Source organism: Neochlamydia sp. S13, assembly GCF_000648235.2.
Lineage (GTDB): Bacteria > Chlamydiota > Chlamydiia > Chlamydiales > Parachlamydiaceae > Neochlamydia.
Genome location: NZ_AP017977.1, coordinates 1 through 18595 on the forward strand (window position 1 = coordinate 1; position 18595 = coordinate 18595).

13 protein-coding genes and 2 tRNA genes are annotated in these 18595 nt (G+C 38.4%); 10 read left to right on the forward strand and 5 right to left on the reverse strand.

What is annotated here, in order from left to right; genetic code table 11:
* The first annotated feature begins 2077 nt into the window (after window positions 1–2077).
* The 3 genes from TY21_RS00010 to TY21_RS00020 all read left to right on the forward strand — a co-directional run bounded on the left by TY21_RS00010 (window position 2078) and on the right by TY21_RS00020 (window position 6764).
* On the forward strand, window positions 2078–3073 hold the full coding sequence (locus TY21_RS00010; protein WP_130589416.1) for a leucine-rich repeat domain-containing protein: 996 nt from the start codon (window positions 2078–2080) through the stop codon (window positions 3071–3073).
* 534 nt (window positions 3074–3607) lie between these two features.
* Complete coding sequence (locus tag TY21_RS00015) at window positions 3608–4678, forward strand: leucine-rich repeat domain-containing protein (RefSeq protein ID WP_130589417.1); 1071 nt, start codon at window positions 3608–3610, stop codon at window positions 4676–4678.
* 535 nt (window positions 4679–5213) lie between these two features.
* Window positions 5214–6764, forward strand: a complete 1551-nt coding sequence (locus TY21_RS00020) for a leucine-rich repeat domain-containing protein (RefSeq protein WP_130589418.1) — start codon at window positions 5214–5216, stop codon at window positions 6762–6764.
* 757 nt (window positions 6765–7521) lie between these two features.
* On the opposite strand, the gene yidD is transcribed toward TY21_RS00020, so the two are convergent.
* The 4 genes from yidD to recO all read right to left on the reverse strand — a co-directional run bounded on the left by yidD (window position 7522) and on the right by recO (window position 9592).
* Window positions 7522–7731: a membrane protein insertion efficiency factor YidD gene (yidD, locus tag TY21_RS00025; protein ID WP_042241511.1), complete on the reverse strand. Its 210-nt coding sequence runs from the start codon at window positions 7729–7731 to the stop codon at window positions 7522–7524.
* The gene (locus tag TY21_RS00030) at window positions 7728–8522 is read right to left on the reverse strand and encodes an RMD1 family protein (RefSeq protein WP_042241514.1); all 795 of its coding nucleotides are present in this window, start codon (window positions 8520–8522) and stop codon (window positions 7728–7730) included. Before TY21_RS00030 ends, yidD begins: the two co-directional genes overlap by 4 nt.
* A 173-nt stretch (window positions 8523–8695) precedes the next feature.
* A tRNA-Leu gene (locus TY21_RS00035) sits at window positions 8696–8779 on the reverse strand.
* A gap of 129 nt (window positions 8780–8908) precedes the next feature.
* Window positions 8909–9592: a DNA repair protein RecO gene (recO, locus tag TY21_RS00040; RefSeq protein ID WP_042241518.1), complete on the reverse strand. Its 684-nt coding sequence runs from the start codon at window positions 9590–9592 to the stop codon at window positions 8909–8911.
* A gap of 87 nt (window positions 9593–9679) precedes the next feature.
* Here recO and TY21_RS00045 point away from each other — a divergent pair.
* The 5 genes from TY21_RS00045 (at window position 9680) to TY21_RS00070 (ending at window position 15791) form a co-directional block, all read left to right on the forward strand.
* Window positions 9680–9752: transfer RNA gene (locus TY21_RS00045), tRNA-Arg, on the forward strand.
* Between the two features lie 14 nt (window positions 9753–9766).
* Window positions 9767–10834: a 23S rRNA (adenine(2503)-C(2))-methyltransferase RlmN gene (gene rlmN, locus TY21_RS00050; protein WP_042241521.1), complete on the forward strand. Its 1068-nt coding sequence runs from the start codon at window positions 9767–9769 to the stop codon at window positions 10832–10834.
* Window positions 10835–11692: 858 nt separating this feature from the next.
* Window positions 11693–12331 (forward strand): ribosome-associated translation inhibitor RaiA, encoded by a 639-nt coding sequence (gene raiA / locus TY21_RS00060; RefSeq protein WP_042241522.1) that lies wholly within the window; start codon window positions 11693–11695, stop codon window positions 12329–12331.
* Window positions 12332–12390: 59 nt separating this feature from the next.
* Entirely contained in the window at window positions 12391–12849 is a 459-nt protein-coding gene (locus TY21_RS00065) for a type I restriction enzyme HsdR N-terminal domain-containing protein (protein ID WP_042241526.1), read from the forward strand.
* A gap of 59 nt (window positions 12850–12908) precedes the next feature.
* On the forward strand, window positions 12909–15791 hold the full coding sequence (locus tag TY21_RS00070) for a hypothetical protein (protein WP_042241531.1): 2883 nt from the start codon (window positions 12909–12911) through the stop codon (window positions 15789–15791).
* Here TY21_RS00070 and TY21_RS00075 read toward each other — a convergent pair.
* Entirely contained in the window at window positions 15788–17413 is a 1626-nt protein-coding gene (locus tag TY21_RS00075; protein WP_232044365.1) for a hypothetical protein, read from the reverse strand. The two genes, TY21_RS00070 and TY21_RS00075, sit on opposite strands and share 4 nt — an antisense overlap.
* A gap of 149 nt (window positions 17414–17562) precedes the next feature.
* Between TY21_RS00075 and TY21_RS00080 the strand changes: the two genes are divergently transcribed.
* Window positions 17563–18045 (forward strand): hypothetical protein, encoded by a 483-nt coding sequence (locus TY21_RS00080; RefSeq protein ID WP_039386225.1) that lies wholly within the window; start codon window positions 17563–17565, stop codon window positions 18043–18045.
* 105 nt (window positions 18046–18150) lie between these two features.
* Complete coding sequence (locus TY21_RS00085) at window positions 18151–18570, forward strand: hypothetical protein (protein ID WP_130589419.1); 420 nt, start codon at window positions 18151–18153, stop codon at window positions 18568–18570.
* Window positions 18571–18595 lie beyond the last annotated feature (25 nt).

Sequence of the window (18595 nt, forward strand, 5' to 3'; positions counted from 1 at the left end):
TTCCTTATTTAGCGTCTGTAAAAGATGGCATCATCTGCTAGCTACGGAAGTCATGCCCCCTCTTTATAAGCAAATAGGTAAAGTGCATGTTCCTCAAGGAAATGTTAAGGAGCAGGCTCTTATTGTAGATAGGATTTATATGCTAGAAGAAAAGCTTTCTGAAACAGCAAAGGTAAATGCAATCTTTAGGCAAATCTTTACTTTAGCCAAGTCTCTTTCAACTTTAGAATTTAAAGTGCAAATAGAAGAAAAGAGGTATCTTACTCTGGCTAATTACTCTTCTTATCTCTTAAATATTAATCGTCTTTTACTTTGGAAAAAACTTCCTGGTGGGGAAGAATACTTGAGCCGAGAAGAAATTAAGCACTTGCCTCTAAAAAAAAAAGGAAAGCTTCTTAGAGATTGGATTGAAGAAAATTGTAAAAATATCACGGCTTTAGGTTTATCTAAAGCAGGCTTAACTTACTTACCCCCAGAAATAGGCCAGTTATCTCAACTGCAAGGGCTTGGTTTAAGCTACAACCAGCTCACCACTCTTCCTGCAGAAATCGGGCAGCTGCCTCGGCTGCAAACGCTTAAATTAAGCCAAAACCAGCTCACCGCTCTGCCTACAGAAATCGGGCAGCTGTCTAAGCTGCAATGGCTTGACTTAAATCAAAACCAGCTCACCAGTCTTCCTGCAGAAATCCGGCAGCTGTCTCAGCTACAATGGCTTGGTTTAAATCAAAACCAGCTCACCAGTCTGCCTGGAGAAATAGGGCAGCTATCCAATCTGCAAAGGCTTTACTTAAATCAAAACCAGCTCACCAGCCTTCCTGGAGAAATCGGGCAGCTGCCTCAGCTGCAAACGCTTGAACTAAATCAAAACCAGCTCACCATTCTGCCTGCAGGAATCGGGCGGCTGTCTTGGCTGGAAACGCTTGAACTAAATCAAAACCAGCTTGCTAGCCTGCCTGTAGAAATTGGGCAACTGTCTCAACTACGAGTGCTTTACTTAAATCAAAACCAGCTCACCAGTCTGCCTGCAGAAATTGGGCAACTGTCTCAACTACGAGTGCTTTACTTAAATCAAAACCAGATCACCAGTCTGCCTGCAGAAATCGGGCAACTGCCTCAGTTGGCACGGCTTTACTTAAATCAAAACCAGCTTGCCAGCCTGCCTGCAGAAATAGGGCAGCTGTCTGAGCTGCAATCGCTTGAATTAAATCAAAACCAGCTCACCGCTCTGCCTGCAGAAATAGGGCGGCTGCCTCAGCTGCAAGGGCTTAATTTAAATCAAAACCAGCTCACCGCTCTGCCCGTAGAAATAACGCGGCTGTCTCAGCTGCAATGGCTTTACTTAAATCAAAACCAGCTCACCAGTCTGCCTGCAGAAATAGGTCAATTGTCTCAGCTGCAATGGCTTTACTTAAATCAAAACCAACTCACCAGTCTGCCTACAGAAATCGGGCAGCTTTCTCAGCTTATCAAGCTTGAACTAGCAGAAAATCCTTTGAAAGATATCGCTGAAAAAATAAGGCAGCGTTTCTATTTGTAGAAGGGCCGTAAGTACTTTTTAAATCGGCGTGGGCTACAATGAAATAAAAAACTTTTAGCCATCTTATCTTTAAAGAAGCAATCCGCTTTTCTTCCGGCAACTAAGCAAGCTTAAACTTATCTACACATTTATAACGAAAAGAAGTTCCTCTCTTTTTCTGCAGATTGCTAGGCTGTGAGAACAACCTTTCTTGATAGGAAGAAACTGGCGTATTGTATTTCATCATTCAGTAGAAGAATTAAAACAAGGTACCAAAAAGAGCCGTTTTTCTCAAATAAGGCAAAGAATCAATCTCATTCTTTTAGCTAAACCAAAATTGCCGCGTCACTTAATCGCTAACACTTGTGTCTGCTCCTAAATGCTTGGAAGGTCTACCCCTTTTCCTTGGAATCTATCTGAAAAGAAAGCGCTATTAGATCATCTGTGAGTGGTTTTTCCTTGTTAAAGATACAAATTCGTTTGACTTGCTTTTTTTAATTTTTATATTCTGTCTTTAAGAAATAAAAATGATAAAAGGTTATCCCTACCGAAGGAAATAAAATGCATCCTATCTCTCCGGCATCTATTGAAAGCTTGCCTAATGAATTGCTGCTCCCTATCTTAGAGGCTTGCGCAGTTCCTTCCTTATTTGGCGTCTGTAAAAGATGGCATCATCTGCTAGCTTCTGAAGTGATGCCTTCTCTTTATAAGCAAATAGGTAAAGTGCATGTTCCTCAAGGAAATGTTAAGGAGCAGGCTCTTATTGTAGATAGGATTTATAAGCTAAAAGAAAAGCTTTCTGAGGCAGCAAAGGTAAATGCAATCTTTAGGCGAATCTTTACTTTAGCCAAGTCTTTTTCAGCTTTAGAATTTAAAGTGCAAATAGAAGAAAAGAGGTATCTTACCCTGGCTAATTACTCTTCTTATCTCTTTAATAATAATCGCCTTTTACTTTGGAAAGAGCTTCCTGGTGGGGAAGAATACTTGAGCCGAGAAGAAATTAAGCACGTGTTTCTAGAAAAAAAAGGAGAGCTTCTTAGAGAGTGGATTGAAGAAAATTGTAAAAATGCCACGGATCTATATTTATCTGGAATAGGCTTGACTTATCTACCCCCAGAAATATGCCAGCTATCTCAGCTGCAAGCGCTTGATTTAAGCCAAAACCAACTCACCGCTCTGCCTGAAGAAATCGGGCAGCTGTCTAATCTGCAACAGCTTTACTTAAGAGGTAACCAGCTAACCGCTCTGCCTGCAGAAATCGGGCAGCTGCCTCAGCTGCGAGGGCTTTACTTAAGTCAAAACCAGCTTACCAGCCTGCCTGTAGAAATCGGGCAATTGCCTCAGCTGCAAACGCTTGACTTAAGAAAAAACCAGCTCACCAGTCTGCCTGTAGAAATAGGTCAATTGTTTCGATTACAAGGACTTTACTTAAATCAAAACCAGCTCACTAGCCTGCCCGCAGAAATCGGACGGCTGCCTGATCTGCAAACTCTTGAATTAGCGGAAAATCTTTTGAAAGATATCGACGAAAAAATAAGGCAGCGTTTTCGATTGTAAAATTATTGTAAGTGCTTTTTAAATTGGGGTAGGCTAAAATGGAATAAAAAACTTTTAGCCATCTTATCTTTAAACAAGTAACCCGCTTTTCTTCCAGCAACTAAGCAAGCTTAAACTGACTTACACATTTATAATGGCGAGAAGGTTCTCTTTTTTTCTGCAGAGTGTTATAGTGGGAAGAACAACCTTCCTTGACAGAAAGAAGCTAGGCGTATTGTATTCCATCATGCGGTAGAAAAATTAAAAGAAGGCACCAAAAAGAGTTGTTTTCCTCAAATAAGGCAAAGAATCAATCTCATTCTTTTAGTCAAACCAAAATTGCCGCGTCACTTAATCGCCAAAACCTGTGGCTGCTCCTGAATGCTTGGAAGGCCCTCCCTTTCCTTAATCTATCTGAAATAAAAGCGTGGTAGATTATCTGTGAATTGTCCTTCCTTGATAAGGATACGAATTCGTTTGACTTGCTTTTTTAATTTTTCTATTTTATTATTAATAATAAAATGATAAAAAATCATCATTACTAAAGGAAATAAAATGCATCCTATCTCTTCGGCATCTATTGAAAGCCTGCCCAATGAATTGCTGCTCCCTATCTTAGAGGCTTGCGTAGTTCCTTCCTTATTTAGCGTCTGTAAAAGATGGCATCATCTGCTGGCTTTCGAAGTGATGCCTTCTCTTTATAAAAAAATAGCCCAGCTTTATTTCCCCAGGGAAAATGCTATTACCCAGCGAACTCTTATGTTAGCTAAAGTCTATCAACTCAATCCTGGACTTACCTCTACTGAAAAAGTTTATGAAGTTTTTAAACAAGTTTTTACCTTAGCTAAATCTATTTCTCCTTTGGAATTTAAAGAGAAAACAGAAGAAAAAAGAGGCTTAACGCTGGCTAATTACTTTTCTTATCTCTTAAATAGCAATCGCCTTTTACTCTGGAAAAAAATTCCTGGTGGGGAAGAATACTTGAGCCGAGAAGAAATTAAGCACTTGCCTTTAGAGAAAAAAGGAGAGCTTCTTAGAGATTGGATTGAAGAAAATTGTAAAAATTTAACTTCACTAAATTTATCTGGAGCAGGCTTGACTTATTTACCCTCAGAAATATGCCAGTTATCTCAGCTGCGAGAGCTTCACTTAAGCCAAAACCAGCTCACCGCTCTGCCTGAAGAAATCGGGCAGCTGTCTGAGCTGCAATCGCTTGACTTAAGTGAAAACGAGCTCACCAGCCTTCCTTTAGAAATTGGGCGGCTGTCCCAGCTGGAATGGCTTTACTTAAGCCAAAACCAGCTCGCCAGTCTTCCTGCAGAAATAGGGCAGCTGTCTAAGCTGCAAGAGCTTAATTCAAGCCAAAACCAGCTCACCAGCCTGCCTGCAGAAATCTTGCAGCTGCCTCAGCTGCAATGGCTTGATTTAAGCCAAAACCAGCTCACCAACCTGCCTGCAACGATAGGTCAATTGTCCCAGCTGCAGCAATGGCTTTACTTAAATCAAAACCAGCTCACCAGCCTTCCTGCAGGAATAGTTCAATTGTCTCAGCTGCAAACGCTTGAATTAGCGGAAAATCCCTCGAAAAATATCGCCGAAAAAATAAAGCAGCGTTTTCAATTGTAGAATAGTAAGTACTTTTTAATTTGGGGTGAGCTAAAATGAAATAAAAAACTTTTAGCCATCTTATCTTTAAAGAAGTAATCCGCTTTTCTTCCCGCAACTAAGCAAGCTTAAACTAACCTACACATTTGTAACGACAAGAAGTTTTTCTCTTTTTCTGCAGAGTTTTATAGCTGGGAGAACAACTTTTTTTGATAGGAAGAAGCTAGGCGTATTGTATTCCATCATGCGGTAGAAAAATTAAAAGAAGGCACCCAACAGAGCTGTTTTTCTCAAATATAGCAAAGAATCAATCTCATTCTTTTAGTCAAACCAAAATTGCCGCGTCACTTAATCGCCAAAACCTGTGGCTGCTCCTAAATGCTTGGAAGGCCCCCCCCCTTTCCTGAATCTATCTGCAATAAAAGCGTGGCAGATTATCTATGGGTTGTTTTTTCCTTGATAAGGATACGAATTCGTTTGACTTGCTTTTTTAATTTTTTTATATTGCCTTCAAAAATAAAAATGATAAAAGTTCATTACTACCCAAGGAAATAAAATGCATCCTATCTCATCGACATCTATTGAAAGATTGCCTAATGAATTGCTGCTCCCTATCTTAGAGGCTTGCGTAGTTCCTTCCTTATTTAGCGTCTGTAAAAGATGGCATCATCTGCTGGCTTCTGAAGCGATGCCTTCTCTTTATAAAAAAATAGCCCAGCTTCATTTTCCCACGAAGAATACCACTACCCAGCGAACTCTTATGTTAGCTAAAGTTTATCAACTCAATTCTGGACTTACCTCTACTGAAAAAGTTTATCAAGTTTTTAAACAAGTTTTTACCTTAGCTAAATCTATTTCTCCTTTGGAATTTAAATGGAAAACCGAGGAAAAAAGTTATTTTACTCTGGCTAACTACTCTTCTTATCTCTTAAATATTAATCGCCTTTTACTTTGGAAAAAGCTTCCTGGTGGGGAAGAATACTTGAGCCGAGAAGAAATTAAGCACTTGCCTCTAGAAAAAAAAGGGGAGCTTCTTAGAGATTGGATTGAAGAAAATTGTAAAAATATTACGGCTTTAGATTTATCTAGAGCAGGCTTGACTTACTTACCCCCAGAAATAGGCCAGTTATCTCAGCTGCTACAGCTTGAATTAAATCAAAACCAGCTCACCAGCCTGCCTACAGAAATTGGGCAGCTGTCTCAGCTCCTACAGCTTGAATTAAGTCAAAACCAGCTCACCAGTCTGCCTGCAGAAATTGGGCAGCTGTCTAAGCTGCAAACGCTTGGCTTAAATCAAAACCAGCTCACCGCTCTGCCTGCAGAAATAGGTCAATTGTCTCAACTGCTATGGCTTTTCTTAAATCAAAACCAGCTCACCGCTCTGCCTGTAGAAACTGGGCAGCTTTCTCGGCTGCAAGGGCTTGATTTAAGTCAAAACCAGCTCTCCGGCCTTCCTGCAGAAATAGGTCAATTGTCTCAACTGCAAGGGCTTGGTTTAAGCTACAACCAGCTCACCACTCTTCCTGCAGAAATCGGGCAGCTGCCTCAGCTGCAAACGCTTAAATTAAGCCAAAACCAGCTCACCGCTCTGCCTGGAGAAATAGGGCAGCTATCCAATCTGCAAAGGCTTTACTTAAATCAAAACCAGCTCACCAGCCTTCCTGGAGAAATCGGGCAGCTGCCTCAGCTGCAAACGCTTGAACTAAATCAAAACCAGCTCACCATTCTGCCTGCAGGAATCGGGCGGCTGTCTTGGCTGGAAACGCTTGAACTAAATCAAAACCAGCTTGCTAGCCTGCCTGTAGAAATTGGGCAACTGTCTCAACTACGAGTGCTTTACTTAAATCAAAACCAGCTCACCAGTCTGCCTGCAGAAATTGGGCAACTGTCTCAACTACGAGTGCTTTACTTAAATCAAAACCACCTTACGGCTCTGCCTGCAGAGATATGCCAATTGTCTCAGGTGCAAGGGCTTGACTTAAGCAAAAACCAGCTCATCAGCCTGCCTGCAAAAATAGGACGGCTGTCTGATCTGCGATTCCTTGAATTAGCGGAAAATCCTTTGAAAAATATCAACAAAAAAATAAGGCAGCGTTTTCAATTGTAGAATAGTCGTAAGTACTTTTTAAATTAGGGTGGGCTAAAATGAAATAAGAAACTTTTAACCACCTTATCTTTAAGAAAGTAATCCGCTTTTCTTCCCGCAACTAAGCAAGCTTAAACTAGCCTACACATTATAACGACAAGAAGTTTTTCTCTTTTTCTGAAGAGTGTTATGGCTGGGAGGACAACTTTTCTTGACAGCAAGAAACTGGCGTTAATTACGTAAGCACAAGCTAAGAAATTAGCGCTTAGCATAAAAAGTTAAGGATCGAAAAGCAGGGGAAAATTTATAGATAGAAAGAGCTAAATATTATCACTCTAATTTAAGAACATAGGGGAATGATAAAAGTCCCACTGAGTGCAAAGTTTATTAGAAAAAGTAGGAAGTAAAATAATTTATAATTAAAGGCGACTTGCTTTTGTTTTAGCCGCTTAAGGTGTATTTTGAATCAGCTCTAAACAATAAAAGGTTAATAAAAGGCTAGAAAGGATTTTAGATTCTTAACTTCTTCCTTTGATGGTAGGTTACTTAGCTTAAATTTTGATTATCTGGTTGCCTCCTTTTCTGGCAAATACCTCCATGTTTACGAGGGCTTTGTAAAATGATTGAGGAAGTTTTTCCCTGCTTTAAATGTAAGGAGTTTGTGGGCGTAAGAGAAGTTAGCACAATGAACTAAAAACTTTTTTTTAAAAGACTTAAATTTTAACTAAGTAAGAATAAGGGTAGTACTCTACTTTATAAAATAAAAAAGTATAATTTTTTAAGGCACTTCATCTCTCCCTCCTAAGTGGCGAGGATTGCAGCGGCAGATACGTCTGATAGCTAGCCCTGTTCCTCGGCATACGCCATGCTTTTTAATAGCTTGTAAGGCATAATTAGAACAAGAAGGTGTAAAGCGGCAGATCGGCCCTAGAAGAGGACTAATGGTCCATTGGTAAATACGAATAATTAGAATAAATAAAACCTTCATAAAATTCTAAACACGTCTTTTAATAGATTAAGCATTACTTCGATAATGATGAGCCAGATAATTGTCCATTCAAGGCGACTAGAATGTTGGTGATTAAGCTCAGAGCCTAGCATTTGGAAAAGCTCATGGACTACATCTAAACGCTGATTAAGAACTTCCACGCGGCTTTCAATATCTAAATAGTTAGCGACCATCGTATACAAGGGTTCAAGCTCTGGATATTCCCAAAAAAATTCTGGCGTGTCTAGCACATCGGCATGTAAATTGATAGAGTTGCGCGCAATGAATAATTCCCCCATCTTTTTGCGTATAGCCTTTTTAGAATAAGAAATTTTTCCTTTGCTAGCTAAGTCTTCAGGAATATGTTTAGATTGATTAAAAGTCGCTTGAATAGCGTTTTCAAAAGTTCCTAGCTTAACAGATTGAGCCAATCCATGCGAAATAGCAAGCTTGGTAAGCATTTCTTGATTGGGTAAAATAATTTCATCTTCTAAAATTCTAGGAGCCTCTCCATAAAGGTAAGTGAACTCATCGGTCTCAATATCATCAGAATGCTTTTCTTCGTAGGGTTGCACAAGTTTAAGCATTTCGCTTTCTATTTCCTTGGGTAAACCCCAGCAAACCACAGCTCCATACGAAAAGAAGAAAACATCTCCGGGTGGAAGATGGGGAAGAGGAATCGAGCAGTGGACAGCATCACGATAAGAGGCAGAAGGAAAACGTTGGCGAAGAATTTCGTAAAAAAGCTTTATTTTATAAGAAGCAGCAGTGCAATAGGCACGACAATCCATGAAAGAATCAAGAGTTGATTAAAAAAGCCAACCATAGAGGATTCAAGCATAAATGTCTAGCTTTTGAATAAATATCCTAAATTAAATAGGGGATAAAAAAAAGCTTATTTAGAAATATGATAACTGAAAAGTTTGCTAGTAAATCGTTTGAAAAGGAGGGCCAAAAGCTTGATTGCGAAAGAGGGGACTTGAACCCCTACGAGATTTCTCTCACTACCACCTCAAAGTAGCGCGTATACCAATTCCGCCACTTTCGCTTAAAAATTGAAGAAGCTAAAATATAACAAACTCACCTTTATATAGGCAAGAATAAAATTGAAATTCTAAAAAGGAAAAGCACGTTCGTAGGGAGGAGTAAAGAAAAAGCTGGCAAATAGGAAACAAGATCAATGCTGAACAAGAATTTTAAATAGCTGATGAGCTTTATAGGGCAAATGTACAGGGATGCAAATAGTGTTAAGCTGGTTAAAAGAAGAACAAGCAGCCAACTGCATCCAAGCTAAAGTTTCATCTTCATTAAAAAGCAAGGCACCTGCAGGCGTATGCATGGCACAAAAATGTTCTCCTTGCCAAATATAAAGAGATTGAAGGGAACTTTGACAAACAGAGCATTGTAAATGGGTATTGGCTACCCCTTCATTTTTAAGAATTTTTAGTATAAAGCTTAGCTCTAAAGCTGGTAAATTGGTTGTAAAAGGAATTTTCTCTAGATAGGTGATCAATTGCTTAAAAAGTTTAGGGGCAGGCTTATGCAAGGGCTGAGAATCTATAACGGTGTTAATCATCCGTCCAGCACTTTCTAATAAGTTATAATCTCCCCGTAACTTTAAATAATAGTTATAGATGATAAGTTCCCTACATTTCCAAATCTCTCCTTTAGTTTCGCTGTATGTAAATTCGCCTTGCATAAGAGGAGAAATTTTAACCCGTGGAGAAGTTTTCGAAGGTTTTCTTATTTTGAAGATCCATTTTACTATTCCCTTATCAGGAGTAAAAACAGTCATGATTTGGTCATATTCGCGAAAGTCAATGACTTTAAGGATCAAACCTTGCGTATGAGAAATTTGCATGCAACGGCCAATTTTAGGTTTAAAAAAAGAAGCTTCTACGCTAGAATGCTATTTTCGTGATTCTTTCTATAATCTTGCAAGCTAAATGCACCGATAGCTCAATGGATAGAGTACCCGGCTTCGAACCGGGTGGTTAGAGGTTCGAGCCCTCTTCGGTGCACATTTTTCCAAGGTATGAATTCAACAGTTAATCTTTTAAGCTATACTCATCACTCTTTTTGTAATTTTATCGCAGCAGAATTAGGCAAAGGTTATCTACATGCCGGCTTAGTCTATGAAGAATTCTATCGCACAGGCGCAGTCTCTGGCCACCATCCAGCTTTTCATAATGCCTCTAAGCTTTTAAGAGAAATCCTATTAAGAGTCGACCTTTCTTTGCCTTTAGTGCCTGTAGAAAAAGATGATGGTGAAACGAAAAAATTTCTTCTTAAAACCCAGGATAACCTTGAGGTTGAGGCGGTGTTAATTCCTATGCAGGCGGGGGGTACATTGTGTATCTCTTCGCAGGTGGGATGTCGCAGGGGTTGTACATTTTGTGAGACTGGCCGGATGGGATTGCTGCGTAATTTAAAGGTAGAAGAGATTATCGGTCAAGTTTTTGTGGTTCGTCATGTACTCAGGTATCCTATACGTAATATTGTCTTTATGGGAATGGGAGAGCCTTTTGATAATTATGAAAACGTTAGGCAAGCTACCCATATATTAATGGATCCTAAAGGATTAGGATTTGGACGTAACCATTTGACTATCTCCACTAGCGGGGTAATCGAAGGGATCAATAAGTTCACCCATAGTCCCGGGCCTAAGCCTCATCTGGCCGTATCGATCAATGCTCCTACGGATGAAATTCGCCAGCGTTTAATGCCTATCAACCGTAAGCATGATATGCAACAACTTTATAAAGCAATGCGTGAATACAATGAAGTCACAGGATTAAAAATCCTTACCGCTTATGTACTCATTAAGGATGTAAATGATTCTTTAGAACATGCAGAACGCTTAGCAGATTATCTTAAAGGCCTTCATGTTAAAATTAACCTTATCCCTTATAATCCCCAAACAGGTGATCGTTTTGCTCGGCCTACTGAGGAGGCTGTTATAGCTTTTCGTCAACATTTGCGCTTACAAGGCTATCAAACTCTCCTTAGAGCAACAAAGGGTAAGGACATTATGGCAGCCTGTGGACAGCTAGGGAATATAAAGCTCCGTGCCCAATTGAAAAAAAATTTAGAGGCAGTATAAAACTTCTACTCGGTAAATCTGTTAGATAAATGGCATCTTTTACGTCATTAGCTCCTCATGATTCCCTCTATCTTTTAAGGTTAGAGATCCTCTAAATTTTTTTTTGGCCTTCCTCTAGTTTTTTTTATAACCTAAAGTTATTGGAGTTTATTTGAGAGGATGACGAATTTTGTGGGGATTTTTCGAGGAAAGCAGAAGAGACTTTAAATTCCTTTCCAGAAGAAAAGCTTATGGAATAGGAAATAATAGCCTGTAAATAAGCTTTGTTAGGGCCTCCTTCTAGCAAGGAAATTATCCTTAAAAGTTAAACTTTTTCTTAAAGGCAGAGCTTGCTATTAAGTATAAGCTTGCATAAAGAGCTGCTCAAAAACGTATTCGACCTGTGGAGTAGGGCTTAAAAAAGCTTTAGCGATTAATAGAACTTTTTTTTGCGTAAAGCAAGTCTATATCCACGGGTAGGACTCTAAAAACGGTGAAGTAGGCATAAAAAAATACGAAAAGATTTTTTAGCAATTCTTTTCTCTGCTGCCAAAGAAAAAAAATTTAAAAAATTTAAGTTTTAATAGTATCTAAAATTTGGCTGCTCACCGGGTTTTAACAGAGCATTTTTCATAAAGCCTAAAAAGTATCATCCTTGAAGGCAATCCTCTTTGTAAAGGTCTACATAGGATCTTAGGCCTAATTATAGCCTCAAACTTGAGAGGCTAAGGGCTTGAAGAAATAGAGTTTGTATCTTCTGGTGATGCTATTTTCAAAAGATCTGCTTTGTTCTCTTTACCCATTACTAGATTTTTTTGTATAATAGGAGCTAATAGGAACTTAAAATTCCTATCTCAACTCCATAAAATCGAGGTTTCTATGAGCCGCAAATCTAAAGCTGCTGAATTTGTTGATGAAGACTATAGCTTAACTATTAATGGACGAAATGTACAAGTAACCGAGGCCATGGAAGGCTATATCAAAGACAAGCTTTCTAAAATTGAAAAATACGATATACCTATTATAGATATAACGATCACAATGGATATTCAAAGGTTTGAGCATCATGTCAACCTTCTCGTTAAGCTGAACCATATACTCATTAAAAGTTCAGCGGTCACAGATGATATGTATGCATCTATTGATAAAGCAGTAGATAAAATTCAAACGCAACTTAAAAAATATAAGCAAAAAATTAAAGATCATCATGCTAAGCCTCTTGAAGTGGTGGATATGGCCGTTAATGTTTTACGTCCTTTAAAGGAAGTCGAAGCAGCAGAAATTAACGAAGAGATTGAAGCTGAAAATGCATCCCAGAGAGATAAAGAATATCGTCCTCATCATATTGTTAAACAAGAAAAAAAACCTCTTAAATATTTAACTTTAGATGAAGCTATCATGAAAATGGAGCTATCAGGAGAGGTTTTTCTCCTTTTTCGTAATGAAGTGGATCGTAAGTTAAACGTTATTTATCGCCGAGAGGATGGAGATTATGATCTTCTCATGCCTGAAGGGTAATTAAATATTGCTTCAAAAGTTCATAACTTCAAGCTTATGGATTTTTGAAGCTTCTTATTATGGAGAAAGAAGAAAAGCAAAAAATTTATTGTGCTATTCGTAAAAACTGGTTAATAGCTACCCCTGAAGAGCTTGTTCGCCAGCAAGCGATCCAGCTTTTAATCCAGCATTTAGGATTTCCTCGTTCATGTATTGCAGTAGAGAAAGAGCTGCAATCCTTACCCCATATGAAAATATTTACCTCTCTTTTACCCGAAAGGCGAGCGGATATTATTTGTTATCTCCCCAAAGAAAACAGCCTGCATCCTTTGTTACTTATTGAATGTAAGGCAGTTCCCCTCTCTTCTAAAGAGATTCTTCAAGTCATAGGTTATAACCGGTTCATCAAAGCTTCTTTTATAGCGTTAATTAATCAAACTGAGCACAAGCTAGGCTGGTTTGATCCTAAATTATCTGATTATCAATTCGTTAATTATTTACCTTTTTATTCTGAGTTAGTTAATTCTTTAATTAATTGATTAATATTTTAATTTAAAATTATAATATTAATAAGTATTAGTTAAATAAGGGGTTAACTATGGCAATAGACAAAACTCAATTTTCTGATGCGATTGATCATGCTAATAAAAATGTTTTCGATTCCTATTTCCATTTAAAAAATGTTTCACGAAAAGAAGGAGGGCATCGATTTAAAAAATTGGAAAGCCAAGAGAGTGGCTATTCATGGGGGGCTAGCCATGTAAATATGAAAGAACTGCTTAAAAACACTGCTAAAATAATTTCTTATTTTACTGTTATTATCCCTCTAATAATGCTTATAGGCAAAGCCATTCACGATTACCGCCATCATTACAAAATCATTAAAGAACTTCCTTCCGATAAAATAAAGAATGTATCTGCCAAAATCTTGAACAAAACCGCAGGGGATGAGGATGAAAAGGAGATCATGGCTTCCCCAGAAGTAAGCAAGCTATCAGAGAGTAGTCGAGATATAAAAGCTAAAGAAAAAAATGAAGGAGATTCTTCAGCAACAGAGGTGGCCTTAATTTTAAATATCATTAAAGACCTTAAAGAAAAGCTGCAAGCTGAAGAGCCTGCTCTTATCGATGCGCAGACAGAGGAGCATGGCATAAAAATCCAGAAAGGAGAGCTGGAGGGAATTGAATTTGAGATTAATTCCTATGAAAATTATGGGATTACTGTGTGGAAAATAACCAGAGAGGGGCAAGCCTATGAGGTTAATGAATATGCGCCCCAGGCTTACCATGGGCCTAAGACTGAAGGTTTTATAGAAAGACAGCGGCTGTTAATAGATGCGGCTAAATGGCATGTGAAAAATTTACCTATAGGAGATAGCCTAGAGGGCCAGAAAGCCCAAGAGAAGATGTTAGAAACTCTTGACTACCTTCAAAGAAATTTTATGCAGGAAATACGTTCGGAAAAATTTCTGATAGACCCCCAATATATCCAGCATCCTGATAAAAAAGTTGGCGAAGACCATTATATGCAGGTGCATGGGATTGCCCAAGAGCTGCTCGCTCAGCTAGCTAAAGATATACAATTTACTGTTAATCAGCTCAATCAAGTAGCGGAATTAAAGATGGAGGAGTTTACAATTGACAAGTTAGCTCAAGCAGAAAAAGATTTTATTGTGGCAGTAGGAAGGCCTACCATTATCAACACCTACTTCCTAGGTGATTCAAATCAACAATTTTTTCATATGCAAAAGCCTTCTTCTATTATTAATGAGAAAGGTGAACGTATGGCAAGAGCGATGTTACCAAGCACGGTTAGAGATCGTGAAGGTTTAGCTAACTATGTGGCTACTTCTTTTGGAGAAATTCATTATAGAGAGGGAGAGGATTTTCTAGAAACACTCTTTGATGCCATTCGCCATTCTAGCTATCCGCCAATCGCCATTAAAGATACCCTGCAAAGGCAAGCTATCGGGTGCCGAAATTGCAAACAAAATTTAATTGATTTAGCGGCTTTAAGAATTCAGGCTGATCCTTCTTTAGTTACTACTCCTAATCGACCTCTTGTCCTTCCTTTACGCACGATGATGTTATTATCACCAAAAAAAATAGATAAGATGCGCAATCGTAAAAAGGGGATTGCAGGAAAATGGTCGGGAGAAAGTGAAACTACTCAACTAGAAGAATCCGCTTTAGCTTTAAAAATATATAATCAACGGCTTCTTAAAGTTAGAATAGAAGGAAAAGATGTTTGGATTAAGCCTGATATTTCATTTATGAACTTAGGAGCCAATGAATTGGCTGTAAACTCTACCTCTATGGGAAAGCATTTAAAAGATGCTGAATCTTTAGCTTCTTACAATGCTAAAGGATTTATAGAGTTTGAACAAGAAGTGTTTGATTTCCTCCAAAAACAGTCTATCCTCCCACCTTCTTTAATGGTAACCTTACAAGAAATTGAATCGATGAAAGGGGCACCTTCCTTACGTCAAGCAAAAATGGATATGCAGGCGATTCAACATGAAAAAGCTAAAGAGATTATTTCTCTTTATGCTTCATTGGATAGATTAATGGAAAAATATCTTTCCCACCCCGAAAAGCCTGACCTTAAACGGGAAATTATTCGCTTAAAAGATAAAATTGAACAGCATGAGAAAGAGGTTTACAATCACTATAAAGATTATTTAAGACTTAAATCTGAAATTTATATACAAAAGAGCTCAGAAATAAAAAATCTTTTTAAAAAGTTTAGATCCCAGTTAAAAAGAGAAATTGATCAGCTGCCTTCCGATTTGGCAAAAGTACAACAACTCCATCATATCAACGATTTAACCCTTAAATTTGAGCTGGCTACCGATGTGTTTTACCACCAAAAAAATAAAGAAGTAAATTCCGTGCTTGATTTCCAAGTTAATTACTTAGAAATTCATGCGATGATGTCTAATTGTGTAGAGTTTTTTTGCAAGAGTGCAGAAGACCGTACTGGAAGAGTAGATGATAAAATCCAAGAGAATAAAGCTTTTCAGGCTATTTTTGGGCGAGTACCTTTTGGGCCAGAAGACCAAGAGTATATTGATAAGTTCATTTCACCGCTTATTCATCAGTATTCAGTAAGCCAAAACAATACGGAAAAAAATTCTGGCGCTCGCGGAGAGCAGATCAGCCCTCTACTCAATCCCCATTTACATGCCAAAATTGATAAAAAGCATGCTTATCTAGCCAAAAATGTAATTAATAAGGCTAGAAAGAAAAAACCCTCTTCACACGTAAGAAAAAAATTGTTTCGCTTAGAGAGAAAGAATACAAAAAATGCAGCCAGGCATGGAGAGCAAATGAATCCCCTACTCCATGCTCATACCTCTACTAAGGTCAATAAAAGGCGTGCTTACCTAAGTAAGAAGGTGATTAGCAGAACTAGAAAAATAGGTTCTTTTTTACCGGGGGAAAAAAAGCCGTCTTCATCTGCTAGAAAAACTGTTTATTAAAATCCATGGTCTCCGCCTACGACTCCAGAAGAATCTTCTGTAAAATAGTAGGTGCTTGTATAGGGATTCGGGCTCACAGCTGTAAACCAGCCGATAGTATTTTCTAAGAACTGGCAGAGCTCTTGATCTTCCTGGGCATAAATTATCCGAAAGCCATGGGGAGGCAAAATTATCGTACGCTTGAGCGTTTCGGTATCTTTCTCGCGAAAGAAGGTTAAGTCTATTTGGGCAGAACGGGTGTAGTCTACATGAGAAGATGAGTTGATGAGCCACACAGTAGATTTCTCCCTATCAGCAAGGATAGGGGCCCACCGAAAAGAAGTCGGTTTGTTCTCAAGGGCAGGATTAAAAGGTTGGAGGTTTGTACAGATATTACAAGGCATCTGCTGGCCTTCTACTCCTAAATCTAACCCTAGCTTAATACGAGCAGGAATACGACTTCCATCTTCTGTGCGTGCGATTAAGCGCGCTGCAAGATTTTGTTCAGTATCTAAGTCTAATTTCTTGCAAATATCTTTGAAAGATACGGATTGATAACCGCTTTGTTGGGAATGCAAAGCCAAGCATTGGTCTTTTTTTCCTAAAAGTCTTCCTTCCTGATTGTAGATTTCAAGATCAATAATTAAGGTATTAGGGGGGTAGATAGGATAAAAATATGCTTTCGTAAATAAATTTCTCTGTAAAGTTAAAGGGATCATGAGAGTAGCAGGAAGCCACTGAGGCTCGGCTGGACGCCAGTAATCGCTTTCTGAACTAGCCTTAGAGCAATCATAATAGGTATGAGTAATTGTCATAGCCGGTAAGGAGCGTTGGATATTTCCTACTAGCAGACGAGGGAATATCCAACTGACTTTACATGTAATTTTAGCCGTCCCAGGTTGGCCATCTAAAAATTTTTGAAGTTCAACCTCTCTACTTGGGTAGATAAGACAGGTTTGGTAAGCTTGTAAGGTAGGATAAGAAATTTCATGGGTAAGCTTTTCATTTTTGCTATTATAAAACTCCATAAGAAGGGGAGCCTGGTGAAGAGCTTCAGGACCGTTAATAATGCTAATAAAAGGTTCATGATCTTCATCCGCATAAATATTAAAGCCTGCTTCAGGAACATGCGAGTGAGAATTATTGCGCATATCCTCAAAGTTATTGTAAACGCGCTGAGCCGAATGAACAACAGTACTAAAAGCAGGGCCATAGTAATTAATAGCAACAGCTGGATAGGGAAAAACTAAATGGCGCGTAGAAAAAAATTCTACTTCTAGGCTACCTATGAAAGGCTGATCAAGGGGGAAACCTATGGCTATAAGCTGATCGATAAGCTCAATACGGTAAGTTTTAGCTTCTCGAATATGCAAGGAGGTTCGATAAAGCAGCTCTCCTTCACTAGAACGCAGAGAAATCTGAGCTGCAATTTCCTGCACATGACTTTTTAACATCCAATATCCCATAAACAGTAGCCTTGCTGAGATGCCGGGTAAAGAGATTACAGGAAAGATGGCAGAGGAACGAAAAATGGAAGGGGAAAAATTTTTTAAGGTAGAGTGTGGACTTGCATTGGCAAGATGTGCATAATAGCTACGCATAAAATTTACCTTGGTGAGTTTATTATGCTTTATAGCGATCATAAGATAATATTGGAATACCCTTCTAAATTTTTTTCTCTTGCTGGCTATTTTTTATCTCTATATATTTCGATACTAAGTAAATTTTTAAATTTATAATTTTGAAAAAATATAAAAATGGTACTATTTTAAATAAATCAAGGATTTAGACGATGTCAGCTATGTTGGGAAAAATTAAAGCATGGGGATTAGAGATAGGCAAAGATCCAGCTCTTATCAATCCTGTTTTACAAATCAAAAATATTGGTAAGCCTCCTCTTTATACCGAGGATCAATCAGAACGACAGTTTTGGTCATTAAAAGGACGCATCAAATGTGTAGTCATGTCCTGTACATTTTATGTTCCTCGTTTTATTAAGGTAGAAGCAGTGGCTGTTGCACGAGCTACAAAGAATCTTTTCAAAACACGTAGCACTTCTGATACAGCTACGCGTGAGAGGATTTGGAGTAAAGTGCGACAAAATGTGCATTATTTTGTATGGTCGCATCCCCTCTTATATACGGCTTGTATCGTCCGTTTAGCAGCAGGGGTCCTTCATCCAGGCTTGAGTATAGGGACAAAAGAAGAAATGCCAGATTTTGATTGGGAAGATTTAGAAAATCCTTACGATTCTCCAAAAAGCAAGTTTGAATAAATCTAAGCTCTTAAGGATGAGTGCTTAAGTGAAAATAGTTTGAAATAATTTTTAATAGTGCTAGGTTAAGTTTGGAACTTAAACAACTTAATTTTGATGGCTATTATGAAACCAATTTCCTTTCTTGAGCAGATTCTTAGTCAGGTTACCTTTTTATACCAATATCTATTATCTAATCAGCATAAAGAGATGGATTCACGCCCGGAAATCAAAGAAGCAATTCAGCGCTTGTCCAGGCAGATTCAAGAAATTTCTCATATGACTGATACTGAAGCCTCACGCATGGGAATCTCTCAAGAAGAGCTAAGAAAAACTATTTTAGAATCAAAAAATCATCTTCCGCCCGATCTGCAAAACTTTCTAGAGAAAACACAATATCTTAAGAGCCAACTTGAAGGCTGTAGAAATGTACTTAAAGCAGCGACAGAAAAGCAAAAAGAGGAAAGAAAAAACAAGCAGTTGGGTGACAAAAGAAAAGAAAAGTTCAATCATGTAGGGGGCAAAAAAGGCTGGATTCCTCTGTAGCATTCCTAATAACCACACTATATAA